Source organism: Bradyrhizobium macuxiense (assembly GCF_007993935.1).
In the GTDB taxonomy this organism is placed as follows: domain Bacteria; phylum Pseudomonadota; class Alphaproteobacteria; order Rhizobiales; family Xanthobacteraceae; genus Bradyrhizobium; species Bradyrhizobium macuxiense_A.
In genome coordinates this window covers 81,550-105,913 of record NZ_VITY01000007.1, presented here as the reverse complement: position 1 = coordinate 105,913, position 24,364 = coordinate 81,550, and the positions used below count along the sequence as shown (strand labels likewise).

General features: G+C 63.4%; 26 protein-coding genes. 12 read left to right on the top strand and 14 right to left on the bottom strand.

Annotation, left to right across the window (positions count from 1 at the left end; genetic code table 11):
• Positions 1–15: 15 nt before the first annotated feature.
• A complete protein-coding gene (locus FBZ93_RS41340) occupies positions 16–198 on the bottom strand; it encodes a hypothetical protein (RefSeq protein WP_146987600.1) in 183 nt (60 codons plus the stop codon).
• A 52-nt stretch (positions 199–250) separates the two neighbouring features.
• Here FBZ93_RS41340 and FBZ93_RS19535 point away from each other — a divergent pair, with 52 nt between their 5' ends.
• Positions 251–409 (top strand): hypothetical protein, encoded by a 159-nt coding sequence (locus FBZ93_RS19535; RefSeq protein WP_225645895.1) that lies wholly within the window; start codon positions 251–253, stop codon positions 407–409.
• Between the two features lie 144 nt (positions 410–553).
• Here FBZ93_RS19535 and FBZ93_RS19530 read toward each other — a convergent pair whose 3' ends face one another.
• The 4 genes from FBZ93_RS19530 to FBZ93_RS19515 form a co-directional block, all read right to left on the bottom strand.
• Entirely contained in the window at positions 554–1,816 is a 1,263-nt protein-coding gene (locus FBZ93_RS19530; RefSeq protein ID WP_146987598.1) for a CaiB/BaiF CoA transferase family protein, read from the bottom strand.
• Positions 1,817–2,128: 312 nt separating this feature from the next.
• A complete protein-coding gene (locus FBZ93_RS19525; protein WP_146987596.1) occupies positions 2,129–2,551 on the bottom strand; it encodes a GFA family protein in 423 nt (140 codons plus the stop codon).
• 363 nt (positions 2,552–2,914) lie between these two features.
• Positions 2,915–3,493, bottom strand: coding sequence for a DUF6456 domain-containing protein (locus FBZ93_RS19520; protein WP_146987595.1), 579 nt, complete (start codon positions 3,491–3,493; stop codon positions 2,915–2,917).
• Between the two features lie 94 nt (positions 3,494–3,587).
• The gene (locus tag FBZ93_RS19515) at positions 3,588–4,148 is read right to left on the bottom strand and encodes a GcrA family cell cycle regulator (RefSeq protein ID WP_146987593.1); all 561 of its coding nucleotides are present in this window, start codon (positions 4,146–4,148) and stop codon (positions 3,588–3,590) included.
• Between the two features lie 127 nt (positions 4,149–4,275).
• On the opposite strand from FBZ93_RS19515, the gene FBZ93_RS19510 reads away from it, so the two are divergent.
• The 3 genes from FBZ93_RS19510 (at position 4,276) to FBZ93_RS19500 (ending at position 6,672) form a co-directional block, all read left to right on the top strand.
• Positions 4,276–4,911 carry a LexA family transcriptional regulator gene (locus FBZ93_RS19510; protein WP_050419158.1) on the top strand — a complete coding sequence of 212 codons (636 nt, stop codon included), beginning with the start codon at positions 4,276–4,278 and terminating at the stop codon, positions 4,909–4,911.
• Positions 4,912–5,077: 166 nt separating this feature from the next.
• Positions 5,078–5,383 carry a hypothetical protein gene (locus tag FBZ93_RS19505; protein WP_146988118.1) on the top strand — a complete coding sequence of 102 codons (306 nt, stop codon included), beginning with the start codon at positions 5,078–5,080 and terminating at the stop codon, positions 5,381–5,383.
• A 134-nt stretch (positions 5,384–5,517) separates the two neighbouring features.
• Positions 5,518–6,672, top strand: a complete 1,155-nt coding sequence (locus FBZ93_RS19500; protein WP_146987591.1) for an OpgC domain-containing protein — start codon at positions 5,518–5,520, stop codon at positions 6,670–6,672.
• A 110-nt stretch (positions 6,673–6,782) separates the two neighbouring features.
• On the opposite strand, the gene FBZ93_RS19495 is transcribed toward FBZ93_RS19500, so the two are convergent.
• On the bottom strand, positions 6,783–8,087 hold the full coding sequence (locus tag FBZ93_RS19495; protein WP_146987589.1) for a glycoside hydrolase family 3 N-terminal domain-containing protein: 1,305 nt from the start codon (positions 8,085–8,087) through the stop codon (positions 6,783–6,785).
• 236 nt (positions 8,088–8,323) lie between these two features.
• On the opposite strand from FBZ93_RS19495, the gene FBZ93_RS19490 reads away from it, so the two are divergent.
• The 8 genes from FBZ93_RS19490 to FBZ93_RS19455 all read left to right on the top strand — a co-directional run bounded on the left by FBZ93_RS19490 (position 8,324) and on the right by FBZ93_RS19455 (position 17,544).
• Complete coding sequence (locus tag FBZ93_RS19490) at positions 8,324–9,811, top strand: DUF4153 domain-containing protein (protein WP_146987587.1); 1,488 nt, start codon at positions 8,324–8,326, stop codon at positions 9,809–9,811.
• A gap of 24 nt (positions 9,812–9,835) precedes the next feature.
• On the top strand, positions 9,836–10,534 hold the full coding sequence (locus FBZ93_RS19485; RefSeq protein WP_146987585.1) for a response regulator transcription factor: 699 nt from the start codon (positions 9,836–9,838) through the stop codon (positions 10,532–10,534).
• Complete coding sequence (locus FBZ93_RS19480; RefSeq protein WP_146987583.1) at positions 10,531–12,123, top strand: ATP-binding protein; 1,593 nt, start codon at positions 10,531–10,533, stop codon at positions 12,121–12,123. Before FBZ93_RS19485 ends, FBZ93_RS19480 begins: the two co-directional genes overlap by 4 nt.
• Positions 12,124–12,329: 206 nt before the next feature.
• Positions 12,330–13,361, top strand: a complete 1,032-nt coding sequence (dctP, locus tag FBZ93_RS19475) for a TRAP transporter substrate-binding protein DctP (RefSeq protein WP_146987582.1) — start codon at positions 12,330–12,332, stop codon at positions 13,359–13,361.
• A gap of 17 nt (positions 13,362–13,378) precedes the next feature.
• Positions 13,379–13,939: a TRAP transporter small permease gene (locus tag FBZ93_RS19470; protein WP_146987580.1), complete on the top strand. Its 561-nt coding sequence runs from the start codon at positions 13,379–13,381 to the stop codon at positions 13,937–13,939.
• On the top strand, positions 13,936–15,225 hold the full coding sequence (locus FBZ93_RS19465; RefSeq protein ID WP_074125386.1) for a TRAP transporter large permease: 1,290 nt from the start codon (positions 13,936–13,938) through the stop codon (positions 15,223–15,225). The genes FBZ93_RS19470 and FBZ93_RS19465 overlap by 4 nt, the downstream gene beginning before the upstream one ends.
• Positions 15,226–15,265: 40 nt before the next feature.
• Positions 15,266–16,309 carry a TRAP transporter substrate-binding protein DctP gene (gene dctP / locus FBZ93_RS19460; protein WP_167529112.1) on the top strand — a complete coding sequence of 348 codons (1,044 nt, stop codon included), beginning with the start codon at positions 15,266–15,268 and terminating at the stop codon, positions 16,307–16,309.
• A complete protein-coding gene (locus FBZ93_RS19455) occupies positions 16,306–17,544 on the top strand; it encodes a CaiB/BaiF CoA transferase family protein (RefSeq protein WP_146987576.1) in 1,239 nt (412 codons plus the stop codon). The genes dctP (FBZ93_RS19460) and FBZ93_RS19455 overlap by 4 nt, the downstream gene beginning before the upstream one ends.
• Here the strand turns inward: FBZ93_RS19455 and FBZ93_RS19450 are convergent, their stop codons facing one another.
• Genes FBZ93_RS19450 through FBZ93_RS19415 form a run of 8 tightly spaced genes read right to left on the bottom strand, consistent with a single transcriptional unit; the run spans position 17,545 to position 24,278 of the window.
• Positions 17,545–18,399 carry an HpcH/HpaI aldolase/citrate lyase family protein gene (locus FBZ93_RS19450; RefSeq protein WP_146988116.1) on the bottom strand — a complete coding sequence of 285 codons (855 nt, stop codon included), beginning with the start codon at positions 18,397–18,399 and terminating at the stop codon, positions 17,545–17,547.
• Positions 18,400–18,402: 3 nt separating this feature from the next.
• Positions 18,403–18,858, bottom strand: coding sequence for a MaoC family dehydratase (locus tag FBZ93_RS19445; RefSeq protein ID WP_024582047.1), 456 nt, complete (start codon positions 18,856–18,858; stop codon positions 18,403–18,405).
• Positions 18,859–19,635 (bottom strand): enoyl-CoA hydratase/isomerase family protein, encoded by a 777-nt coding sequence (locus FBZ93_RS19440; protein WP_146987574.1) that lies wholly within the window; start codon positions 19,633–19,635, stop codon positions 18,859–18,861.
• Between the two features lie 16 nt (positions 19,636–19,651).
• Complete coding sequence (locus tag FBZ93_RS19435; RefSeq protein WP_146987572.1) at positions 19,652–20,857, bottom strand: CaiB/BaiF CoA transferase family protein; 1,206 nt, start codon at positions 20,855–20,857, stop codon at positions 19,652–19,654.
• A gap of 28 nt (positions 20,858–20,885) precedes the next feature.
• Positions 20,886–21,602: an ABC transporter ATP-binding protein gene (locus FBZ93_RS19430; RefSeq protein WP_146987570.1), complete on the bottom strand. Its 717-nt coding sequence runs from the start codon at positions 21,600–21,602 to the stop codon at positions 20,886–20,888.
• Positions 21,599–22,357 carry an ABC transporter ATP-binding protein gene (locus FBZ93_RS19425; RefSeq protein ID WP_146987568.1) on the bottom strand — a complete coding sequence of 253 codons (759 nt, stop codon included), beginning with the start codon at positions 22,355–22,357 and terminating at the stop codon, positions 21,599–21,601. The genes FBZ93_RS19430 and FBZ93_RS19425 overlap by 4 nt, the downstream gene beginning before the upstream one ends.
• Before the next feature lie 2 nt (positions 22,358–22,359).
• A complete protein-coding gene (locus tag FBZ93_RS19420; RefSeq protein ID WP_146987567.1) occupies positions 22,360–23,379 on the bottom strand; it encodes a branched-chain amino acid ABC transporter permease in 1,020 nt (339 codons plus the stop codon).
• Complete coding sequence (locus FBZ93_RS19415) at positions 23,376–24,278, bottom strand: branched-chain amino acid ABC transporter permease (RefSeq protein WP_146987566.1); 903 nt, start codon at positions 24,276–24,278, stop codon at positions 23,376–23,378. The genes FBZ93_RS19420 and FBZ93_RS19415 overlap by 4 nt, the downstream gene beginning before the upstream one ends.
• Positions 24,279–24,364 lie beyond the last annotated feature (86 nt).

The window sequence follows — 24,364 nt, the reverse complement described above, 5'->3', positions numbered from 1 at the left end:
GAAAACGCGAACACCTCAGGACAGTGAAGGATCGCGCGGCGGTTCAACCGCCAAACGTTCGACCAGCTCGATGACCTCGGAACGCTGGCCGGGCGCAAGTCGAAGGAGAGCCTTCAAGAGTCGCAGGCTCTCCAGTGTTTCGCTCGATGGAGCTCCGAGCTTCTTCTGCAGCTCTGCAACATATGTGGGATTTTTCATCTCGCACCTTAAGTGAGGATTACGAATGGCATACCCAGGTAAGCGTGAAGGCTTGGCCCAGAAGGTCGACACCGCAGCTCAAGAGGCCGAACGCCTCGGCCTGACCACGGCAACCTTGATACTCCGGATGGCACGCCTCGAGATCGATCGGGCGGAGCCCGAGGAGGTTGAAAGTATGCCAAGGAACAACTTGCGCAGCAAGCCGAACTGAGCTCCGGACACGGGCCGGTTCCGGCTCCAGAGTCCGCCGGTCCGCACCGAGGCCGTGAACGACGTCGCACGAGGCGAGAGGCTTTGCTCTCGCCTGCCGTCAGGTTGATTTACGTGTATTTGATCTTTGGTGCAGGCTGACTGGCTAGCCGGTGTTGCCTGCCTTGCCGAACGCGCCCGCCTCGGCCAACGCGGCGATGCGCCGGTCGTCATAACCAAGTGTCTTGCTCAGCACATCCCTGGTGTGCTGACCAAGCAGCGGCGCCGCAACGGGATCGACCGTCGGCGTCAGGCTCATGCTGACCGGAGACTCGATGTTCGGAACCGAGCCGGCGGTTGGATGCGCGATCTTGCTGAGGCGGTCACGATCGCGCACTTCAGGTGCGTTGAACCCTTCCTCGACGGTGCGCAGATATCCCACCGGGATGTTGGCCTTCTTCATCTTCGCCATCCAGTGCTCGAGCGTGTCGCCAGCAAAAACGCTGGCAATGATGCCGCGCAGCTTCTCCTTGTTGGCGGAACGCGCCTTGCGGTGAGCAAACTCGGGATCGGTGACGAGATCCGGGCGTTCAAGCACGTCGGTAACAAGCCGGCGATAGAGCCGGTCGTTGGCGCAGGCCATATAGAGCGGACCATCGGACGCCCGATAGACGCCGACGGTCGGCGAACCGTTCGGAGAGTTGCCGAAACGGCCGGGGTTGTTGCCATTGATGAGATAGGCCATGCCATAAAAGCCGGTCATCGACACTGCAGTGTCGATGAGCGCGACCTCGACCTGCTGTCCGCGACCGAGCCGATCCCGCGCAATCAGCGCCAGCAGGATGGCGTTGCAAGCCGACATGCCGGTTGCCATGTCCACAATCGGTGGCCCGGTGCGCACCGGTTCGCCGTCTGGAAAGCCGTTGAGCGACATGAAGCCGCTTTCGGCCTGCGTAATCGGGTCGAAGCCCGGGCGCAGCGCGAAATCGCCTTTGCGGCCGTAGGCCGAGATCGAGCAATAGATCAGCCGCGGATTGGTCTCCGCCACCGACGCATAATCGAGACCGAATTTCTTCATTACGCCGCCGGAGAAATTCTCCACCACGACGTCGGCCTTGGCAATCAGCGCGCGCGCGATCTCGAGCGCAGCCGGATTGTTGAAATCGAGCGCGATACCCCGCTTGTTGCGGTTGAGGCTCAGATACGCTGCGCTCTCGCCGCCGATTTCCGCGTGCTCGTAGGCGCGCGTGTCGTCCCCGCCGTCCGGATTCTCGATCTTGATGACTTCGGCCCCGAAGTCGGCCAGCGTTTGGGTGCAGGCCGGGCCGGCGACGACGCGGGTGAAGTCGACAACCAGCAGGCCATCGAGCGCCGTCGGAACTCCCTCCCCGCGCGGCGCGCGCCCTGGCAATTCTGGTCTGGTCATGATCCGGCGCTTCCTCTGTTATTTTGTCAGGCGAAATACGACGGCCCCTGCCAGGACCGGCACTGCACCGCCTTTTAGCGGAAGCCCGTCACCAAAACCAAACCCGGATTTTGCAGGGCGGGACCTTCGCGCGACATGGCTGTTGTCGGCAAAGGAGGGCCCGCAGTGCCGACGCGGTCGGACGATTTGAATGTCAGGGAGTGCGGCAGGATACCAGAGCCGGAGGTCCGTCCGGCGAGCGGAAGGCGGTCGAAACTAATATCGGCGGGTAGCAACAGTCGTTGCCACCCGCTTTCGTCATCGAGAACCGTCGCGCTATTCGGCGATCATTTCGCCGGAACCGCCGAACTCGGCCGGAAAGTCCTTCAGCTTCGGCAGGCCGTCGCGGATCGGCAGCACCGCCTCGGAATAGTTGACGTGAACGCCGGGGCTGAACTTCAGCGTCGGGATCGTCGCGGTGAACACGTCGACGAGCCCAAGCGTCGGGTGGTTGGTCATCAGGTGACCACCGCACTTGGCGCAATATTTGCGCTGGCTCATCGCGGTCTTCTCGAATGTCGCGATGTGGTCGGCTCCCTTGGTGACCTCGACCGCCTCAGGCTTCCAGAGACTGAACGCATTCACCGGACCGCCGGACCAGGAACGGCATGAACGGCAATGGCAGTATCCCATCGCCTCAGGCTCCCCCGTGACCTTGAGCTCGACGGCGCCACAGAAGCAGTTTCCAGTGTGATTCATCGGTCGGTTCTCCTTGGGTGAAGTGGTCGGATTCCGCGCCCGCATCGACCCACGTTACTCGTGGTGTTCGCGATGCAGGATAAGACGTAAGCGGGCGTAGCCGCAGCGAGCTCCCTTGTGGACGTAACCAGACCCATTCCCCACACAAGAGGCAATCACATTGCACTCGCATGCAGGCAGGTCGTCGACGCCAGCGAAGTTACATGAGAGTCCGCGCGGCTGTCGACCATCTTCCACCCGGCGCGGCCGAGCACGTCGCGCATCACCCATGGATGGCGCTCAGTGTGAGGCAAAGCACAGTGCAGCAATGTGATGAACCGCTGTCGTGCCGGTTGCCCGCACGGCAACCGGCACGTGAGCACGTCACCCTGGATGACGGTCCTTCGCGGGAACCGGGCTCGGTGTGGCAAGTCCGTACATCAGCGCCAGCCGACCCAGGCACTCCTTGAGGCGCCGCGCGAAATAGTCCTGCCAGCGCTGCGTCCGCAAACCGCGCCGCTGCCCGACCTGCTCCATGGTCATGCCAAGGATCAAGACATCATGCACCAGCGCCGAGCCATCGGCGCCAAGCTCATGCTCAGCGCGATTCAAGCGCAAGGTCGCTTGGCGCTGCCCCTCCGTGATCGGCTCACGTTGCAGTCCGCCATCAACATATTCGCGCGTCGTATCCACCGCGCGGGGGCCACGCTCGGCCTTCTCCCAGTCATTCTGGAAGGCCCGGCCGCTCCGATATTGTGTGTCGTCGATCTGTCGGTGCGCATGCAACCGGCCGAGCGGATCGTTGCGGATCGAGCGAAACGCAACGATCTTCTCGCCCGGCTCGATTGCAAGGGGATCGTCGACCTCGACGGTCGCCACCTCGGCATTATAGGGCAGATCCTGGGAGCGCCGGTCATGCGTTCGGGCGGGATCGTACGGCTTCCGGCGTTTTGCGCGCGGCATCGGTGACCTCCAAAATGTTTGATGATGGGCGCGCGGAATCTCTCCGCGCGATCGCGGTTGCGGACCGACACCCGTCGGCCGGAAGATGGCCGTCTCAGATGGCGCCGACAGCTTGAAGCCAGGCGTCGTTCAGGACCGGCCTCGCCGAGGCCTCGGGATCGCGGCTCAAGCGAAAATGCGGGCTGCAGTAGCTCGAGCCGGGCCGGCGCGGATGACCACAGAAGGTCATGGTTTCGCCGTCGGCGTCCCCGCCATAGGGATAGCGGCAGTCTCCGGGTTTAAGATCGAGCAATGAGAGGTGCCGTGGCGCGACCGCCGCGCAGCGAAGTTGGGGCATCTCCACCAATTCGGTGAAGATCTTGGGGTAATGAAGCGGATCGAGCTTCGGCTCGGCCTGCACGTCCCGCAGTCGGCCGATCCGCGTGAGCTCCGGCAGGACCGGCTTGGGTAGTTCGAGATGTCCTGGCAGGGACGGCTCGGGTCGATCGAGGCCGGCCAATCCCATCCGCTGCGCCCGGCTGAGCGCCGCGTTGCGCGTATAGGCCGTATTGAAGGTTGCGTTGATCGTGTCAGCTATTTCCGAATAGGACAAGCCGCGGGCGCGCAGGTCCTGCAAGGCAGCCGAATGCTCCGGCAGCCAGTTCATCATTTCCATTCCAAATTCCCATTTTTGTCATTCCGCCGGCGCCTCGCACAACTTCCGATATTCCGAACAAAAAGTCAAGCTTGATTTCTGATAATCGTAACGGTAGTAATGTGTCCGGGTCTGGAGAGGATGGAACATGCTGGACGCGGCACTGATCGAGCGAGCACTGGAAAAGACAGGGAAGAGCAAAGGCGGGCTGGCCCGCGCGATGGGAGTTCGGGCCGGAGCGGTGTCCGAAATCCTGTCTGGAATACGATTGATCAAGGCATCGGAGATCGCCCCGATCATGGAGTATCTGGAGCTGAACTCGGTGCCGATCGTGGGCCGAGTCGGCGCCGGCGCCTCGATTCAGCCGGAGCTCGAGCAGGTACCGCCGGAGGGGCTCGGGGAGATCGAGCTCCCGTTCCCGATGACGGAGGAGACGGTCGCTTTCGAGGTTTCGGGCGATTCGATGCTGCCCAAATACGAGAACGGCGACGTCATCGTGGTCTATCGCGAGCAGCGCTATCCGCTGTCGAGCTTCTACGGAGAGGAAGCTGCGGTCCGGCTGAAGAGCGGCGAGCGCTACCTGAAGACGATCGAGCGCGGCAGTTCTTCCGGAACCGTCAACCTCAAGAGCTTCAACGCCAAGCCGATCAACGGTGTCAAGCTCGAATGGATCGGCGAGATCTGCGTTACCCTGCCCCGTGGCCAGATCGAGCGGCTGCGTGGCAAGACGGCGGCGAAGGGACGCAAATCCGCTCCCAAAGGCGGCCGATCGTCCGAGAAATAGCAACGCTGCTGCCGGGGCCGGCCAGACCGATTCGGATGCCGCCGCACCGAATCGGCCTGGACGGGCACGCTCGAATTCCGATTATCGGCAATTTCTCTTGACATAATTCCGATTATCGGAAACAATGGTCGATGACAGTCAACGCATCGAACCATCACATCAGGCAATGCAGTATTTCGTCGTGATGATCGACTACGGCCGCCGTGGCCGCGAGGCGATCGTCGATCCCGAACTGACGCGGCGCGAGGTCGTCTCGCGGATCGCGTCGGGAGAATATACAAACGTCAGCTTCATTCACGAGATTGCCGGGTGTTCGGTTGAGGATGTTACGGACGATATCCTTTCCGAGGCCGCCCTGCCCGAGATCCCCCTGACCGGCGCGGAGCTGCAAGCCAATACGCTGGATCACGTCCGCGACCTCCGGAAGCAGAGCCTGTCTGACGGCGCTCACGTGGTGATTGCGAAAACGTGATCTTTCTTGATCCGACCACTTGGCCGGAACCCGAAACGGACTAGATAGGGTTCACGCAGAGTCTATTCGGACCAGGCGTAGGTTCCCCTTAGATTAGCGAATCGTTTTCTCGGGCCGGCAGATTTCAGCTTCAGATGACTTCGACAACCAATGCCGAGATCGCGAGAGCCGATGGCGATCTCCGGATCGCGCTGCTGCTTGGCATCGCAAACTGGTTTCTATTCCTCGACCATATTCCGCATAACTTCGTCAGCGCGCTGACCATGCGCAATTTCGGCTTTAGCGGCGCGACCGATCTCTTTGTATTCATCGGCGGCTACGCGGTGACGCTCATCTACGCCCAGATGACGCTGGAGCGCGGATACCTGGTGGCAGCAACCCGCATCTTCAAGCGCGTATGGCAGCTCTATGCCGCCTACATCGTTCTGTTCGTTGTCTATGTCGAGTTGATCAGCTATGTCGCTGCGCGGACCGCGGCGCCCGAGATCATCAGCGAATTCAACATCACCGGGTTCATCGACCACCCGGTCCGGACGCTGATCTACGGCTTGTTCCTGCAGGCCAAGCCGCTCAATCTCGACGTGCTGCAACTCATCATTGCCCTGATGGCCTTCCAGCCGATCGTCGTCTTCGGACTGCTGTACGTACCGAACGCGACACTTCTCGCGTCCGTGACACTTTACGCCGCCGCCCGCGTGCTCGACTGGAACCTGACATCCTATCCGTATGGAGCCTGGTATCTTAACCCGTTCTGCTGGCAATTGCTGTTCGTGATGGGCGGCTGGCTTGCGCTCATCGGCACGCGCTTTGCCCCTGCGATCCGCGCGATGCAGGCCATTCCCGCGCTGCGCGCCACGGCGTTGCTCTATCTGCTGTTCGCGCTGACGATCGTATCCAGCAACGAAATTCCGGCACTCGCCCAGATGATGCCAAGCGGACTGAGCGATATGCTGCTGCAGAACGACCGCGAGGATGTCGCCCCTCACCGCATCCTGCATTTCCTGACCCTGACATTCCTGTTCACCTGGTTGGTGCCGCGCGACTGGGCATACCTGCGATCGTACGCCTTGCAGCCGATCATCAAATGTGGCGAGGAGTGGCTGGCCGTGTTCTGTGCGGGCGTGTTCCTCTCCTTCGCTGCGCACCTGATGCTGATCACCGGCCCGTACTCGCTGGCAAGGCAGGTCGCGGTCAGCCTCGCCGGTATCGCGGCGATGACGGCCGTTGCCTACTACGTCTCGTGGTCGAAGCAGCAGGACAACAAATCGGCCGTCGGCGCTCATTCCTGAAGCGCGCGGTCTAGAGCGTTTTCGAGCGAAGTGGACCCGGGTTCGCGTGAAGAAAACGCGTCAAACAAGAATCTAGAGCTTTCAGTTCTCGTTCAATCAGAACCGAAGCTCTAGTCGATCAGCTGCGCGTGCCTTAGCCGCGTCTCGCTCTCGCGCAACATTGCGGTGTCGAGCCCGCCCCCCGCCGCCGCATCGGTCGCGCAGGCGAACAGGCGGTAGAACTGCAACCCGTCATAGGCGACCAGCAACAGATCGACGCCCGCATTCAACGCCTCCACGACCGCCGTGCAGACATCGTGCTGATAGATCGCGCCCATCACCAGATCATCCGTCATGACGATGCCCTGATAGTTCCAGGTCTTCCGGATCAGCCCGTCGACGACGGCCTTGGAATGCGACGCCGGCCGTCCGGGGTCGAGCGCACTCACCGCCACATGCCCGACCATCAGGCGCGCGCCGCTCGTTGACAGCACATCGCGGAACGGGCGCCAGTCGGTCGCCTCGAGTTCGCCGACCGGCGTATCGAGATCGGCACTGAAGTGGTGGGTGTCGGCGCGCACCCGGCCCAATCCGGGAAAGTGTTTCACGGTGGCACTGACGCCCGCGGACTCGAGGCCATGGATATAGGCGCCCGCGATCGCGCTCACCTCGGCCGGATCATCGGAGATCGCACGCTGGCTGGTCAGCGTATTGAAATCGAGTTGATTGTGTTTCGCGTCCGGCCGAAGGTCGAGCACCGGGGCAAAATTGAGATTGATGCCAAGCGACGCCAGCTCGCGGCCATGGATGCGCCCGAACTCCTCGGCCTTTGCCTTTCGCTCGTCGGGCGCCAGTTCCGCCAATGAGGCAAGCGCGGGCAGCCTCGTCAGCGGCGGCGCGAGGTGCGAGACGATGCCGCCTTCCTGATCCGTCGCGACCATGAGCGGTGGCAGCCCCGCGGCCCGCCGCCTGGCCTGCAGTGCCGCGATTTCCGCCTTCAAGGCGTCGGCCGTCCTGCCGGCAACATTACGCCGGGTGACATAGATCCCGGCAATGAAGCCTTTCTCCACAAGTGGCGCGACCTCGTCGAACGACCGATAGCCGACGACAAAGTGCTGCCCGAGGGACCGGGCGAGCACCGGGTCCGTCCGGAGAACACGATGCCTTCGCACCTCGAGCACGCCATGCGAGGCCAGCGTCGCAAGCGGCGGCAGGCACCACAGGACGACCAGAAGCCTCCCCGCCCAAATCCGCCTGCGCCAGGCCGCGCGGCGAACCAGCATGAATACGACCGCAATGCTTGCGGCCACGAGGACAAGGTTTCCGGTCCCGCGCAGCGGGACCAGATACGGATCGTTGTCGTTGATGCCGGCAAAGACGAAGACCAGCCCCGCGACCCAGAGCAGGAGTGTGCCGATACATTTGCTGACTTGCATGGGACCACGCGCGACCGGAGAGGCTGATCGGCCTCGTCCGTATCAGACGAGATGGCGCGAGCCGATAAGTCGCCCCTGCACGCAATCTGCATAAAAATCCTGAACTCCTGCAGATCGTGCTCCCGGCATTTGCACATGTACGCTTCAAGGTTCGTCCGAGCGGCGCTTCGATCCCGAACCCAAGCAAGCGGCTCGAGGCGCTGCGGCCGACACATCCCAGCGATCCTGAGGTCATCATGACAAGCCTTGCGCCACCGGAGATCGAAACCCGATCAGTCGACAACAAGCTTCTCCCGGTCAAGATCGGGGCCACGCTCGCTCTCGCGGCATTGGCCGATTGGTTGTTCTACGACCAGCGTCTCGGACTTTCCGTCGTCATTTTTGCAGTCGTGCTCGCTTGCGCGTCATTGTTCGTCAACCTTGGCAATCTTGACCATCGTCGATTGCTGCTCGCCGGAACGATCGTGCTCGCCGGACTGCTGCCTGCGATCGAGGAGCTCAACGCGGCTTCACTGGTCATTATTGTCCTCGCGCTCGGCGCCGCGCTGATGCTGACGACCAATCGTCATCTCGACGGTCTCGCCGCGGGAGCTTCCTCCTTGCTCGATCTCTATCTGGTCGGCCCCTTCAGATTGTTCCAGGATGTGATCTGCGCATTCAATTGGCCTGCGCTCACCAGAGGCTTCACCCTGTGGTGCGTGCCATTGGTGCTCGGAAGCCTCTTTATCCTGCTGTTCGTGGCAGCCAACCCATTGCTGGCGAAATGGATCGGCCAGCTGAATCCGGGTGACCCTTCCTCCTATCTCAGCATCGGCCATACGCTGTTCTGGATCGCGGCGCTGGCACTGGTGTGGCCCTTCATCCAGGTCAAATGGCGGAGCAGTGCCGAGCTTGCGGACGACGCACGCCGATTTGCCGCAAACGATGCGCCGCGCACGGCCGATATCATGAGCTTGCTCAGTGCTGGTACGATTCTGCGCTCGCTAATCCTGTTTAACCTGCTGTTTTCGATCCAGACCGTCCTCGACCTGATCTATCTCTGGGGCAACGGGACCCTGCCCGCCGACGTGACCTACGCGTCCTATGCGCATCGCGGCGCGTATCCACTGATCGTCACCGCGCTGCTCGCCGCGGGCTTCGTCCTGGTGACCATGCGGCCGGGTGGCGCCGCCGAGCGGTCGCGCGTGATGCGCGCACTCGTTTATTTCTGGATCGGACAGAATGTCCTGCTGGTGATCTCATCGATGCTCCGGCTTGACCTTTACGTCCAGACTTACCTGCTCACGTATTGGCGTATCGCGGCTTTCGTCTGGATGCTGCTTGTCGTGCTCGGCCTGGTCCTGATCCTGGCGCGTATCATCCTGCAGCGCTCGAACGATTGGCTGATCCGCACCAACCTGCTCGCATTGACGGTCGTCCTCTACGCTTGCTCCTTGATCAACTTTGCCGCCATCATTGGCGACTACAACATCAGCCATAGCCGGGAAGCCTTGGGCAGCGGGGTCAACCTGGATATCGACTATTTGGTCCGGCTCGGACCGCAGGCTCTCCCGGCCATCGATCGGGAGCTCGTGCTCCACGGTTTCGATCCCAACCTTGTTTACCGCCGCAATTGCCTTGTAAAAGAGCAGCGCGAGCGGATGACCTCCTGGCGCAGCTGGGGTTTCCGCAACTGGCGGCTTCAGCGCATGCTGGATCGCCAGCAGGACTCCGCCGCAAGCTAGATGGCCTCGTATCCGGAGCGCACTGTGACCAACCGCATTCTTGTCGTCGACGATGACCTCCATATCCGGGAGGTCACCCGCGTCGCCCTCAAGAAGGCGGGTATGAACGTGATCGAGGCACGCGATGGGAAGGAGGCCCTGACCCGGTTTTCCGCCGAGCAACCGGACCTGATCGTGCTCGATATCGGCATGCCGGAATTTGACGGCCTCGATGTCTGCCGGGAGGTCCGCAAATCATCCGACGTGCCGATCTTGTTCCTGTCCGCCCGCGACGATGAGATCGATCGCGTCCTCGGGCTCGAGATCGGCGGCGACGACTATGTGACCAAGCCGTTCAGCCCGCGCGAACTCGTCGCGCGGGTCAATGTGATTCTGCGACGGCTGGCACCGCGGCCGGGCCTGGCGGAATCGGGCGCGCTCTCCAAGGGGCAGCTCTCGGTCGACCCCGAGCAGCACGTCGCAACGTACGCTAGCATGCCGCTGCACCTGACCGCGATCGAGTTTGGCATCCTGCGGGCCTTCCTGACACGGCCCACCGCGGTATTCAACCGTGAGCAGATCATGAGCGCTGCCTATCAACTCAATATCCAGGTCTCCGACCGCACCATCGATAGCCATATCCGCAACATCAGAGCCAAGCTCGCCGCGGTGAAATGCGACAATGTCATCGAGACCGTGCATGGCGTCGGGTTCAAGCTCGGCAGGTGCGAGCCTCCCGCATGACATCGTTCCGTGCCCGACAGAAGTGGCGCCCGTCGCTCAGCTTCGTCATCTTCGCCGTGCTCGCCCTGGTCGCCGTGCTCCCCTTGCTCGGGCTGTTCTTCTTCCGGCTCTATGACAACCAGCTCATTCGCCAAACCCAGGCCGAACTGATCGCACAGAGCCGCGTACTGGCCGTGATCTATGCGCGGGACGTGCAGGCGCAGCTTGCCAATGGCATCCCTCTCGGCGCCGCGGTTCCACCCGAGGCGCTTCCGGATCCGGGCGATCAGGTGACGCCGATCCGGCCCGAGCTCGATCTTGCCGGCAACGATCTTCTGCGGCGACGACCCGACGCACTGCCCGCACCCAAGTCGGCAGATCCGGCCCATATCGCCATCGGCGCGCGGCTCATGCCCCTCGTGCTGGAAACCCAGAAAGTGACGCTGGCAGGCTTCCGGATTCTCGATCCGCAGGGCGTCGTCATCGCGGGACGCCAGGAGGTCGGACTATCCCTGGCTCATATTGAAGAGGTGGCGGTGGCGCTGCGCGGCCAGTACAGCGCCGCGTTGCGCATCCGCATCCCCGACAAGCCTCCGCCGCCGATCTATTCGATCAGCCGCGGCGTCGGCGTTCATGTCTTCTCGGCGATGCCTGTCATCGTCAATGACCGGGTTGCCGGCGTGATCTATGCTTCGCGGACGCCGAGCAACATCTTCGAGCATCTCTATCGGGAGCGCGGCAAGTTTTTGCTGGCCGCAATCGTTGTCGTCCTGGCCACGATCGCCATCGGCCTGGTATTCTCACGCACGGTCACGCGTCCGATGCGCGAGCTGGTCGAGCGCGCCGTGCGGATCGGCCGCGGCGACCGCAACGCGTTTCAGCCGCTGCAGCATTATGGCACCCGTGAGCTCGCCCAGCTCTCCGACAGCTTTCTCGACATGGCCCAGCAACTGTCGCGCCGCTCCGACTACATCGCGACGTTCTCCGCGCATTTGACCCACGAACTGAAATCGCCGCTGACATCGATCAGGGGCGCAGCCGAGCTGCTGCAGGATTCGCATCAGAGCAAGTCCGATACGTTGACGCGATCCGAGCAACAGCGCTTCATCTCGAACATCCTCGGCGACGTCGAGCGGCTCGATGCGATGAGTCAGCGGCTGCGCGAGCTGGCCCGCGCCGAAAGCGCGCCGCAAAATGAGCAGACCCCGCTCTCGAGCGTCATCGCGAATTTGAAGAGCCGCTTTCCCGGGCGGACAATCGCGGCGAGCGGCTGCCTCGACCGTTCGATCGGGATGTCCGGCGAAAAGGCGCTGATCGTGCTGGCGCATCTGGCCGACAACGCGTTCCGTCACAATGCGACATCGGTGCAGCTCGAAGCGACCGCCGAAGCTGCAGCCATCAGGGCGACGGTGAGCAACGACGGCGACCCGATCTCCGCCGCCAACAGCGACAAGATCTTCGATGCCTTCTTCACCACCCGCCGCGACAGCGGCGGCACCGGCATGGGGCTCGCCATCGCGCAAGCCGTCATGGCGACTCACGGCGGCACGATCCGCCTGCTGCCCTCCAGCCGGGGCGTCGCCTTCGAGCTGGAGTTTCCCGCGGTCTGACCCGTCCCGGACCCGTGCGATGATGATCGCGGGGCCGTGCGCCGACGCACCCGAGAAATTTCCCGCGCGGTGGACAAAGCATATCGAGACGCGGGTGCTTCTGCAGGATCAGCCATCATCAAACTGCTGAGCCGAGCCCTGCTTGACGCGCAATTTTGTTTGTGCGCAGCTGCTTAAAACAACAAGGCTACTCTGGGGCAGGACATATGGGCGGGCTTCGACGGGCGTTGGCCGGTTACGGCTTCCTCATCGCATCGATCAATCTGGCGGCAGCGGCGGAACCGATCAAGCTGCGGGTCGCCGACTCCTTTCCGAAGGGACACTATCTCGTCCGTCTCGTGCTCGAGCCATGGATGGCCGAGGTCCAGAAGCGCACCAACAATGCAGTGACGTTCGAGCACTATCCGGCGCAGCAGCTCGGCAAGGCCGCCGACATGCTCAAGCTGACGCAAACCGGTGTCGCCGATATCGGCTATGTCGCGCCCGCCTATGTCTCCGACAAGATGCCGGTCTCCGAAGTCGCGATGCTCCCCGGCGCGTTCGAGCATTCCTGTCAGGGCACGCTGGCCTATTGGAAGACTGCGCGAAGCGGCGTGATCGCACAGCAGGATTATACCGCAAACGGCATCCGCCTGCTGCTCGCGGTGAGCCTGCCGCCCTATCGCATCCTGACCGTGAAGCAGCCGGTGAAGGACACAGCCGACATCAACGGACTGAAGTTGCGATCGACCGGCGGCGCGCAAGACCTCACCTTGCGCGCGATCGGCGCCGTGCCGGTGCGCATGGCGGCTCCCGATGCCTATGAGTCGCTGTCCCGCGGCACGATGGACGGCCTGCTGTTTCCGCTCGAGAGCGTCGTCGCCTATGGCGCCGACAAGCTCGTGAAACATTCCACCGATGGCTTCGGCTTCGCGAGCTTCGTGGTCGCCTATTCGATCAGCGAGAACGCCTGGAAGAGGCTGTCGCCCGAGATCCAGAAGGCGATGATCGACACCGCCGAGGAGATCCTGCCGTCCGCCTGCAAGGAAGTGCAGAAGCAGGACAGCGAGACCATGAAGTCGATGGAGGCCGCAGGCGTCCACTTCGATACCCTGCAGCCCGACGTCGTCGCCAAGCTCAAGGACCTCACCAAGGGCGTGGGCAAGGCATGGGCCGACGGGCTCGACGCGCGTGGCAAGCACGGCAGCGACGCCCTGAAGGAATTCAGCGCTGCCGTTGCGGCCGTGCCGGCCCAGTAACGCGGACGGAGCCATACGTGATCAAGACAAGTCTGAGAGCCCTGACTGCCATCGAGAAGGTGACCTCGGCCATCGCCGCGGCCCTGATGTTCGCGATCATGATCATCGTCTTCTCCGATGTCGTGATGCGCTACGTCTTCAACCGGCCGTTCTCCTGGGCTTACGACCTGATCTCGCTCTACGTGATGGCCGGCGTCTTCTTTCTGTCGCTCTCAGGCACCTACGCGGTCAACGGCCATATCAGCGTCGACATCCTGCTGCCGCGCTTCTCCGCGATCATCCAGCGCCTCTGCGTCATCATCTCCAACGTCGTCGGTCTCGCCATCTTCGTTCCGATCACCTGGCTCGGCTACCAGCGGGCGCTCGACAATTATGTCTCCGGCGATGTGATGGCCGGCGCCATCCCGTGGCCGACCTGGGCGTCCTCGATCTTCGTGCCGATCGGCGCGGGAATTCTCGCGCTGCGCCTTGCCATTCATCTCATTGCCAATACCGCAAGCCTCCTGACCGGCGAAAACCTGTTGCCGCTGCCGGCCATCTCCGGCCATTCGGACAAGGCTGCCGGAGGTTTCGAATGATCCCGACCTTCATCCTCGCGCTGCTGTTCTTCCTGCTGGCGATAGGAACGCCGGTCGCTTTCGCGATGGCCTTCTCCGGCGGGCTCGGCCTCTATCTGACCGGCGGCCTGCCGATCCTGCTCGGTGTGCTGCAGACCACGCCGCTGTCGGCCGTCACCTCCTACGAGCTGATCACGATCCCGATGTTTCTCCTGATGGCGGACCTCGTGCTGCTGTCGGGTGTCGCCGACGACCTGTTCAAGACCGCGGCAGCCTGGGTCGGACGCATCCCCGGCGGCCTCGGCATGGCGACCGCGCTCGCCGGCGCGGGCTTCGGCTCAATCTGCGGCACCAGCACAGCCTCGGCCGCGACACTGTCCTCGACCAGCCTGCCCGCGATGATCCGCCAGGGCTACGAGCCCAAGATGGCCGCCGGCGTCGTCGCCATCTCGGGCACGCTCGCGATGCTGCTGCCGACCTCGGTGGCACTGGTGATCTTCGGCCTGCTTGCCGAGGTCAACATCGGGAAGCTGCTGATCAGCGGCATCATTCCGGCGATCTTCGTCACCGTCATCATCATGTCGACGATCTATATCCTGGTGTTGCTCGATCCCTCGCGCGCGCCGACGATCTCGGCGGTGACATGGTCGGAGCGGTTCAGCCTGCTCTGGCAGGTCAGCCCGATGGTGATCCTGTTTTCGATCGTCACCGGCACGATCTATCTCGGGATCGCGACTCCGACGGAAGCCTCGGCTTTCGGTGCATTCGGCGCCTTCTGTCTCGCCTGCTGGAAGCGCAAGATCAACCTGACCTCGCTCTACACGACGTTACGGCACGCCGCCCAGGGCACCTGCATGATCGTGCTGATCATCATGTGCGCGCATATCTTCGGCTATTTCTTCACGCTGACGCAGGTGACGCAGAACATCGTCGGGTGGGTCGGCGGCCTCGACGTCTCGCGCTGGATCATCATCACGCTGATCCTGTGCGGCTACATCGTGCTCGGCTCGTTCATGGATCAGATCGCGATCCTGGTGCTGACGGTTCCGATCGTGTTGCCGCTGATCAAGTCGCTCGGCTTCGATCCGATCTGGTTCGGCGTCATCAAGATCGTGACCGCCGAGGTCGGCATGATCACGCCGCCGATCGGATTGAACTGCTTTATCGTGGCGCGCTACGCGCATCGCCCCGTGGGCGAGGTGTTCCACGGCACATTCCCGCATTTCATCGCGCATCTGATCGCCATCGCCATTTTCGTGGCATTCCCGGAGATCATCCTCTGGCTGCCGAACCATATGCAACATTGAAGAAGCCGTCGGTCGAGACGGCCATCTCTGGGAGACTATGATGAATTTGTATTCCCGTTTCCTCGTCGGCGCAGCTCTCGGCACGGCCCTGCTGGCGGCTTCCGCATCCTCGGGCTTCACCCAGGAGAAGATCACCCTGCGACTTGCCGACAGCCTGCCCTCCGGCCACGTCATCCATGAACTCGTCGGCAAGCCGTTTTCCGAGCTCGTCACCAAGCTGACCAACGGCCAGGTCACGTTCCAGCACTTCCCCGCCGAGCAGCTCGGCAAGGCCAAGGACATGGCGCAGCTCACCGCGCTCGGCGTCGCCGATGTGTCCTACATCGTGCCGTCCTATTCGTCGGACAAGTTTCCGCTAACGGCCGTCGCCGAACTGCCCGGCATCTTCGACAGCGAATGCCAAGGCTCCCTCGCCTTCTACAAGATCTCGCACAATGGCGGCATCCTGGAGACCAAGGAATTCGCGCCCAACCAGCTCCGGCCGCTGGTGACGCTCGCGCTGCCGGCCTACCAGGTCCAGCTTGCGACCAGCCGCGATGTGAAGACGGCAAAGGACCTTGAAGGCCTGAAGATCCGCACTACCGGCGGCGCGATGGACCTCATGATGCGCTCGATCGGCGGCGTGCCGGTGCGGATGGCCGCGCCGGAAATCTATGAATCGCTGACCCGCGGCACGCTCGACGGGCTGATCTTCTCCTACCAGAGCTCGGCGTCCTACGACTTCGGCAAGATCCTGAAGTCGGGTACCGAGGGGCTGAACTTCGGCACCGCGATCTTCACCTATTCGATCGGCGAGCTGAAGTTCAAGTCGCTGCCCGAGAACGTGCGCAAGGCGCTAATCGAGGCCGGCGAGCAGACCACGCGCGAGGCCTGCAAGCGGTTCGAGGACGGCGAGAAGGCCGCGGCCGACAAGATCAAGTCGCAGGGCATGAAGGTCATCAACTTCAGCGCCGACGACAAGAAGGTGTTCGATACCGCCTTCAAGTCGGTGGCGCAGGATTGGGTGAAGGACGTCGACAAGCGCGGCAAGCCGGGCACCGACGTCTTCAAGGCCTTCACCGAAGCACTGGCCGCCACCCATTGAGCCCGGCACCGACGAGAGACGAACCATCAGCGCCGGCGGGCCCGCTCGCCGGTGTCAGGATCATCGACCTCACCAGCGTCATGATGGGGCCCTACGCGACCATGATCCTCGGCGACTACGGCGCCGACGTGATCAAGGTCGAGAGCCCGGATGGCGACGTGATGCGCCACGCGGCCCCGATGCGCCATCCAGGCATGGGCGCGATGTACTTGCAGGGCAACCGCAACAAGCGCTCGATCGTGCTTGACCTGAAGAAGACAGGCGGCCGTGCGGCCCTGCTGCGGCTTGCCGCGGACGCCGACGTGTTCGTCCACAACGTCCGGCCCGCGGCGATGGCGCGGCTGAAGCTTGGCGCCGACGATCTGCTCGCCGTCAACCCGCGGCTGGTCTATGCTAGCCTGCACGGCTTCGGCGAGACCGGCCCCTATGCAGGCCGGCCCGCCTATGACGACCTGATCCAGGGACTGACGGCGCTGCCGACGCTGACCGGCCAGATCACCGGCGAGCCGCGCTACTCGCCAGCCACAATGGCCGACCGCATCGTCGGCCTCAACGCGGTCCACGCCATCCTGGCAGCGCTGTTCCACCGCGAGCGCACCGGCGAAGGCCAGGCAATCGAAATCCCGATGTTCGAGACCATGGCGCAGTTCGTGCTCGGCGATCACATGGCCGGCCGCAGCTTCGAGCCGCCGATCGGACCGCCCGGCTACTCCCGGCTGCTGTCGCCGGACCGCCGTCCCTATCAAACCAGCGACGGCTATATCTGCGCGCTGGTCTACTCCGACAAGCAGTGGAACGCGTTTTTCGCCAAGATCGGGCTCGCCAATGAAGCCGACCGCGACCCGCGGCTGAACAGCATTTCGGCGCGAACGCGGAACTACGATTTCGTCTACGACTGGTTCTCGCAGGTGATGCAGACCCGCGGCACAGCCGAATGGATGCGCTTCTTCGACGAGGCCGACATCCCGCACGCGCCGCTGCACGACCTCGACAGCCTGATCGACGATCCGCATCTGGCTGCCGTCGGGCTTGTTCAATCACTGGAGCATCCGACCGAAGGCACGCTGCGGGTCGCCGGACCAGCCGCAACCTGGAGCCGGACGCCGCCGTCGATCCGGACCTATCCGCCGAACCTCGGCGAGCACGGCCGGGAGATCCTGCGCGAGGCAGGACTTGCGGATGCGGAAATTGCGGCCCTCCTCAAGGAGGGCGCGCTGATCGAACCGAACCGCTGACTATTTCCTGCGCGACGCCAGGATCTTCTCGGCAGCGCGCAAATGCGGCTTGTCCAGCATCTTGCCGTCCATCTTGGCGACACCGGATGGGTTGTCGGCAAATGCGGCAATCACGCGCTCAGACCACGCGATCTCCTCATCCGTCGGCATGAAGGCCGCGTTGACGACGTCGACGTGCTTGGGATGGATCACGGCCTTGGCCAGAAAGCCGTCCTGCCGCGCGGCGATCGCCTCTGCCTTCAGTGCATCGAGATCGTTGATGTCGGTGGCGATGGTGTCGATCGCAACGACGCCGGCCGCGGCCGCGCCGATCAGGCAGAGATCGCGAGCCAGGATGAAAGGCGAGTGATAGCGGCCGTCGGTACGGTTGCGGGTCGCACCGAGCGAAGCCGCGAGGTCTTCCGCACCCCACATCATGCCCCACAGCCGCGGGCTCATATTCTCGAAATCGAGGATCTTCAGCACTGCCCGCGCCGTCTCGGTCGCGACCGTGACGATGCGCGTGGTACCCTGCGCGATACCCGAGGCGGCCTCGAATGCATCCAGATACAGCGCCAGCTTGTTGACGTCGGCGGCGCCGGCGCATTTCGGCAGCACGATGCCATCGGGCTTGCCGGCCATCACGGCGGCGAGGTCGCCGAGCGTCAGGTCGGTGTCGAGGGCGTTGACGCGGATATAGAGCTTCTGCTCCGGATTGCGCGCATCGAGCATTGCGCGCGTGATCCCGCGCGCGACGACCTTCTGCTCCGGCGCAATGGAATCCTCGAGGTCGAGGATCAATGCATCGGCCGCGGTCTTCTTGGCGCTTTCATATTTCCGGGTGCTGTCGCCGGGAACGAACAGGAACGATCGCATCACTTACGCCTTCGGCTTGCAGTGCATCAGCCCGGTGCGGCGGCAGCTCGCCACCACCTCGCCCCGCTGATTGGTCATGGTGTGCTCGAACTCGACGATGCCCTGAGTCGGCCGCGACTTGCTGGCGCGCTTGCCGATGATCTTGGTATGCGCTTTCAAGGTATCGCCATGAAACACCGGCTTCGGAAACTTGACGTCGGTCATGCCGAGATTGCCGACCGTCGTGCCCAGCGTCGTATCATACACGCTCATCCCGATCATGATGCCGAGCGTATAGAGGCTGTTGAACAGCCGCTGGCCGAATTCCGTCTTCTCGGAGAAATGCGCGTCGAGATGCAGCGGCTGCGGGTTCATGGTCAGCAGGCTGAACATGGTGTTGTCCATTTCAGTCACGGTCCGGCTGAACTCGTGGTGAAATTCCCGGCCGACCTCGAACTCTTCGAAATACAATCCAGCCATTTACCGTCCCTTGTAGTTGGGCGCCCGCTTTTCAACGAACGCATTCAGCCCTTCCTGGCAGTCTTCCGTCGAGGCGACCACCACGAAACTTTCCGCCGTGTTCTCCACCGAGCGGCGGAAATCGGCATCGACCGCCCGCATGAAGGCGTCGCGGCCGATCTTCATCACGATCGGCGACTTCGCGGCGAGCTTCCGTGCGATCTCGCGAGCCCGCTCGAGTGCCGCGCCTTTCGGCACCACTTCGCTAAGCAGCCCCATGCGATAGGCGGTTGCGGCATCGAAGGGCTCGCCGAGGAACAGCGGGCCGAACGCCTGGTGCTTTCCGACGAGCCGCGGCAACTGCACGAAATGGATCGCCGGGATCAGGCCGACGTCGATCTCGGGATAGCCGAAGGTCGAGCTATCGCCCGCAATGATCATGTCGCAGGAGATCGCAATCGTCATGCCGCCGGCCCGCACCGCGCCGTCGATCGCGGCAATGGTCGGCTTGCCCATGCGGTACTGCGTATCGTTCAGCGCGAAATACAGCCGCTCGAGGAATGTTTTGGTCTCGATCGCGGGCTTGCCCCTGACGATGTCGAGGTCGAGCCCGGCGCAGAACACCTTGTGGGCGCTGCTGATGATGACGGCCCGCACCGCGTCATCATCGCGCGCCTTTGCCAGCGCCGCCAGCAACGCGTCGATCAAGGGGATGCTGAGCGCATTGACCGGCGCGCGATCCAGCACGATTTCGGCAATTTGCTCAGTGACTGAGTAACGAACGAGGTCAGTGCTCATGTTGTCTTGGCTCCCGTCATCGCCTGGCTTGCCGCACCGCGCCCGACAGCAAGAAGCCATCGATCTCGGCAGGACCAAATCCAGCCTCTGTCAATATCCTCAGGCTATCCTGTCCAACGTCCGGCGCGGGACAAAGATCGTCCTCGGACAGGCTCGCGATCCCCGGCGTCCGCGGCGAATAGACCGCACCAACGCCCGGCGTATCCTGGCGGACCGACGCCCTGGTCGCCTCGACATGGGGATTGCGCAGCCATTCGCCGGGATTGAGGATCCGCTCCGCGATAATATCGGCCGCGTGCAGCGCCGTGAGCCAGGCATTGGTCGGCTGCATCAGGAACACCTCGCGCAGCTGCGGGATCAACGTGTCGGCCGCGTCCGCACGCCGCGCAAAGTCGGCAAACCGCGGATCGCTGGCGAGGTCCTCGCGGCCGATCGCGCCGCAGAGCCGCTTGTACTGCGGCTCGTTCACAAGCGTCACCATCATCCAGCCGTCCTGCGTCTGGTAGGTGCCGGCTGGTACATTGAGCGCGCGCGGCGCGCCGCCCTCCAGGATGAACTCGGCGACCTTGTGCCCGAGCAGCGCTGACGTCGACTGGCAGAGATTGACGTCGATCCAGCGGCCGGTGCCGACCGTCGCGCGCGCGAAAAGGGTCGTCGCGATGGCCTGGAACGCATAAACGCCGGTGACCACGTCGGAGATCGTAGTGCCGACCCGGTGCGGCACGCCATCGGCGCCGACATTGACCGAGACCAGTCCCGAAAACGCCTGCGCCACCGAATCCGAGCCGGGCCGCTTTGAGTACGGCCCGCTTTGCCCAAAGCCGCTGACCGAGAGATAGACGAGGCCTGAATTGTCGCGCGACAGGCTCTCGTAGCCGAGCCCGAGCCGCTCGGCGACACCAGGGCGGAACCCTTCAATCAGCACATCAGCCTCGAGCGCCAATCGCTGCGCGATCGCGATGCCGTCCTTGTGCTTCATGTCGAGGCAAAGGCTGCGCTTGCCGCGGTTGTAGACCGCCGACAAGGTCGTGTGATTGCCATAGGTCGTGCCGAGATAGCGCGACCAGTCGCCTTCCGGCGGCTCCACCTTGATGACGTCGGCGCCATAGACCCCGAGCAGCATCGCGCAATAGGGCGAAGCGATCCCCTGCCCGAAATCGAGCACTTTCAGCCCGCGATACGGCGCCTCGTGCGTCGGCGTCAGCTTGCGTTCGCCCGCCATCTGTCCTCCCCGTTAGTTTCGAAGGGCCCTACAGCGCCAGATAGCGCTGCCGGATGTTGTCGTTGGCCTTCAGCTCTTCGATCGAGGATGTGTAGACGATCTGTCCCTTGTCGATAACCGTCGCGTGGCTCGCAAGGCCAAGGCAAAAATGCATGTTCTGCTCGGCGATCAATACTGTGGCACCGGTGCCGCGGAGCTGCCGCAGCAGCTCGCCGATGCGTTGCACGATGATCGGCGCCAGTCCCTCGCTCGGCTCGTCCAGCAGCAGCAGCACCGGGTTGCCCATCAGCGTACGGGCGATCGCCAGCATCTGCTGTTCGCCGCCGGAGAGCCGGCCTGCGATCCGGTGCCGCAACGGCTCCAGCAGCGGAAACACGTCATAGACGCGGCGGATCGACCACTCGTCCTCGCCATCGGGCCCCTTCTTCTGGCCGATCACCAGATTGTCCTCGACCGTATGCTCGGGAAAGATCTGGCGGTCCTCCGGCACGAAGCCGAGCCCGGCCCGCGCGATGCGATGCGGCCGCATTCCGGACACCACCTGACCGCGCAAGCTCACCGTGCCGCGCCGTGCGGGCGCCAGCCCCATGATCGCCTTCATGGTGGTCGACTTGCCGGCGCCGTTGCGGCCGAGCAGCGCCATGGTCTCGCCCTTGCGCACCGAGAGACCAACGCCGAACAGAATCTGGCTGGTGCCATAGTAGACGTCGAGGTCCTCGACCTGCACCACCGGCTGCGCGCTCATGCCACCGCTCCCGCATGGTCGTCGCTGCCAAGATAGGCTTCGATGACGGCTTCGTTCCTCCGGATCGCATCCGGCGTCCCGGTCGCCAGAATCCGGCCGTAACACAGCACGACGATCCGCGGCGCGATCTTGAACACGATGTCCATGTCGTGCTCGATGAACACGACGGTGATCTTCTGCTTCTCCCAGAGCTCGCGCACCTTGTCGATCATGCGCCAGCGCTCTTCGGTGCCCATGCCCGCGGTCGGCTCGTCCAGCAGCAGCACCTTGGGCTCGAGCACCAGCGCCAGCGCGATATCAAGCAGCTTCTGGTCGCCATGCGACAGCGTCGCCGCGGTCCTGTTGCGCTTGCTGGCAAGGCCGAGCAGCTCCATTGCATGCTCGGCGCGGTCGCGCGTCTCGGCCAATGGAAAGCGCCGATGCATCACGCCGGCTCGGCGCTGATCGGCGCAGACCGCGGCCAGCATCGTCTCCTCGACCGTCAGCGACGGGAAGATGCTCGCGACCTGAAAGGCGCGGCCAATGCCGTGGCGCACGATCTCCGGCGGCGCCCGGCCCGCCATGTCGACGCCATTGAGCAAAATCTGCCCAGCGTCCGGCCGCAGCGCGCCCGTGATCAGGTTGAAGAAAGTGCTCTTGCCGGCGCCATTGGGGCCGATCACGGCGGTCAGCGAACCGTCGGCGAAGTCGAGCGAGACGTTGTCGGTCGCCCTGACGCCGCCAAAGGATTTCGAGAGGGCGCGAATCTCCAGCATGGCTAACCGCTCGCCTCGCCGCGACGCTGCGCGAACCATTCGACGACAAAATCCATCAGGCCCTTTCGCAGGCCGATGGCAAAGAACAGGATCACGACGCCGAGCACGATGCCGTGATACTCGGTCAGGCGGGTGACGGTATCATTGAGGATCAGCAGCAATACCGTGCCGACCATCGGCCCAAGGAAGGTGGTCACGCCGCCGAGCATGTTGATGAAGATGCCCTCGCCCGAGATCGTCCAATAGGCGAATTCGGGATAGGCGCCGGAGACGAACAGCGCCATGATCATGCCGCCGGTCGCGGCGAACAACGCCGCCAGCACGAAGATCGTCAACTTCGCGCGCCAGACGTCGATGCCGATGAAGCTCGCCCGGGTGGCGTTGTCGCGAATCATGCGCAGCGTGTAGCCGAACGGCGACTGCGCGATCTGGCGCATCAGGAACAGCCCGATCACCAGCAGCGCGCAGCTCGTGATGTAGAGATGCAGATGGTTGGAGAGGTCGATGCCGAGAAACGGCGGCCGCGGAATGCCACCACGCAGGCCCTGGTCACCGCCGGTCAGCGACTGCCACGACAGGATCGTCGAATGGATCAGCATCTGGAACGCCAGCGTGACGAAGGCGAAATAGATCTCCTTCAGCCGTACGCAGATCGCGCCGATCACGACGGCGACGACGCAGGTGATCGCCAGGGTGGCGACGAAGGCCACTGGAATCGGCACGCCGGTCTTCTGCATCATCAGGCCGAAACCATAGGCGCCGAGGCCAAAGAACATGCCGTGGCCGAAGGAGATCAGTCCAGTATATCCGACCAGGAGATTGAGCGAAGTTGCGAATAATCCGTAGGCCGCGCAGCGGATCACGAAATCGAGCAGCTGCTTGCTGCCAAAGATGAACGGCAGCAGTGCCAGCAAGGCAAACGCCACCAGCGCGATCAGCACATCGCGATAGCGCTGCGGTCTGGCGTCGATCCGGGGAGGCGCCAAGGTTTGCGCGCCCTGCCCGGCCTGCAACTCGGTCATGCGACCTCCTTGCCGAACAGGCCGGTCGGACGCGACACCAGCACGATCACCATGAAGAGATACATCAGTCCCTCGGTGAACAGCGGGAAGCCGAGCGATCCGAACGAGCGGATCAGGCCGATCAGGAGCGCGCCGATCAGCGCCCCCAGGATCGAGCCCATGCCGCCGATCACGGTGACGATGAAGGACTCGATCAGAACCGAGAAACCCATGCCCGGTGTCAGCGAGCGCACCGGCGCGGCCAGCGCTCCCGCGAGCCCCGCCAGCATGCCGCCGAGCGCGAACACGCCGCCATAGATAAGCCCGGTGTTGATGCCAAGCGCCGACACCATTCCCGGATTCTGTGCGGCCGCGCGGATCACCTTGCCGATCCGGGAGCGCGCCAGCCCCAGTCCGAGAACGACGGCGGCAGCCAGTGCCACGCCGATCAGCAGCAAGTAATAAGGCGGCACCACGCCGCCGGCGATGAACAGCGGCGGCACCTGGAACGCAGCCGGCATGCCCATCGACTTGAATTCAGGTCCCCAGATCATGCGGACGACGTCATCGAAGATCAGCACGAAGGCATAGCAGACCAGGAGCTGCATCAGCACGTCGCGGCCGTAGACCCGGCTCATGAACACGCGCTCGAAGATCAGGCCGAGGATCGCGGTGCCGGCGGCGCCCGCCAGGATCGCCAGCGCAAAGCTGCCGGTGAGCTGATAGACCGTCATCGCGAAATAGGCGCCGAACATATAGAAGGCGCCGTGGCTGAAATTGACCACCTTGAGCACGCCGAAGATCAGCGTCAGCCCGACGGCGACGAGAAACAGCAGCATGCCGATGATCAGGCCGCTGGTGGTCTGCGTCACCAGGCAGGCAGGGCTGGCGAGGCAACTGGCGAGCGCGTCGAGGTCCACGGGAATCATCCATTACGGCGGGCCGCAACGCCGGCGCGCGACAAACATCAGATGAAAGGCGGAGACGGCTTGCGGCCCTCTCCGTC

What these genes read in the sequence shown, in the direction of transcription:
- FBZ93_RS19515 (WP_146987593.1), bottom strand. Translation starts at nt 4,148, where the DNA reads ATGGAAATGATGAACTGGCTGCCGGAGCATTCGGCTGCCTTGCAGGAC.
- FBZ93_RS19500 (WP_146987591.1), top strand. Translation starts at nt 5,518, where the DNA reads ATGACTTCGACAACCAATGCCGAGATCGCGAGAGCCGATGGCGATCTC.
- FBZ93_RS19490 (WP_146987587.1), top strand. Translation starts at nt 8,324, where the DNA reads ATGACAAGCCTTGCGCCACCGGAGATCGAAACCCGATCAGTCGACAAC.
- FBZ93_RS19525 (WP_146987596.1), bottom strand. Translation starts at nt 2,551, where the DNA reads ATGAATCACACTGGAAACTGCTTCTGTGGCGCCGTCGAGCTCAAGGTC.
- dctP (WP_146987582.1), top strand. Translation starts at nt 12,330, where the DNA reads ATGGGCGGGCTTCGACGGGCGTTGGCCGGTTACGGCTTCCTCATCGCA.
- FBZ93_RS19420 (WP_146987567.1), bottom strand. Translation starts at nt 23,379, where the DNA reads ATGACCGAGTTGCAGGCCGGGCAGGGCGCGCAAACCTTGGCGCCTCCC.
- FBZ93_RS19430 (WP_146987570.1), bottom strand. Translation starts at nt 21,602, where the DNA reads ATGAGCGCGCAGCCGGTGGTGCAGGTCGAGGACCTCGACGTCTACTAT.
- FBZ93_RS19465 (WP_074125386.1), top strand. Translation starts at nt 13,936, where the DNA reads ATGATCCCGACCTTCATCCTCGCGCTGCTGTTCTTCCTGCTGGCGATA.
- FBZ93_RS19435 (WP_146987572.1), bottom strand. Translation starts at nt 20,857, where the DNA reads ATGGCGGGCGAACGCAAGCTGACGCCGACGCACGAGGCGCCGTATCGC.
- FBZ93_RS41340 (WP_146987600.1), bottom strand. Translation starts at nt 198, where the DNA reads ATGAAAAATCCCACATATGTTGCAGAGCTGCAGAAGAAGCTCGGAGCT.
- FBZ93_RS19505 (WP_146988118.1), top strand. Translation starts at nt 5,078, where the DNA reads ATGCAGTATTTCGTCGTGATGATCGACTACGGCCGCCGTGGCCGCGAG.
- FBZ93_RS19480 (WP_146987583.1), top strand. Translation starts at nt 10,531, where the DNA reads ATGACATCGTTCCGTGCCCGACAGAAGTGGCGCCCGTCGCTCAGCTTC.
- FBZ93_RS19520 (WP_146987595.1), bottom strand. Translation starts at nt 3,493, where the DNA reads ATGCCGCGCGCAAAACGCCGGAAGCCGTACGATCCCGCCCGAACGCAT.
- FBZ93_RS19450 (WP_146988116.1), bottom strand. Translation starts at nt 18,399, where the DNA reads ATGCGATCGTTCCTGTTCGTTCCCGGCGACAGCACCCGGAAATATGAA.
- FBZ93_RS19495 (WP_146987589.1), bottom strand. Translation starts at nt 8,087, where the DNA reads ATGCAAGTCAGCAAATGTATCGGCACACTCCTGCTCTGGGTCGCGGGG.
- FBZ93_RS19445 (WP_024582047.1), bottom strand. Translation starts at nt 18,858, where the DNA reads ATGGCTGGATTGTATTTCGAAGAGTTCGAGGTCGGCCGGGAATTTCAC.
- dctP (WP_167529112.1), top strand. Translation starts at nt 15,266, where the DNA reads ATGAATTTGTATTCCCGTTTCCTCGTCGGCGCAGCTCTCGGCACGGCC.
- FBZ93_RS19440 (WP_146987574.1), bottom strand. Translation starts at nt 19,635, where the DNA reads ATGAGCACTGACCTCGTTCGTTACTCAGTCACTGAGCAAATTGCCGAA.
- FBZ93_RS19425 (WP_146987568.1), bottom strand. Translation starts at nt 22,357, where the DNA reads ATGCTGGAGATTCGCGCCCTCTCGAAATCCTTTGGCGGCGTCAGGGCG.
- FBZ93_RS19510 (WP_050419158.1), top strand. Translation starts at nt 4,276, where the DNA reads ATGCTGGACGCGGCACTGATCGAGCGAGCACTGGAAAAGACAGGGAAG.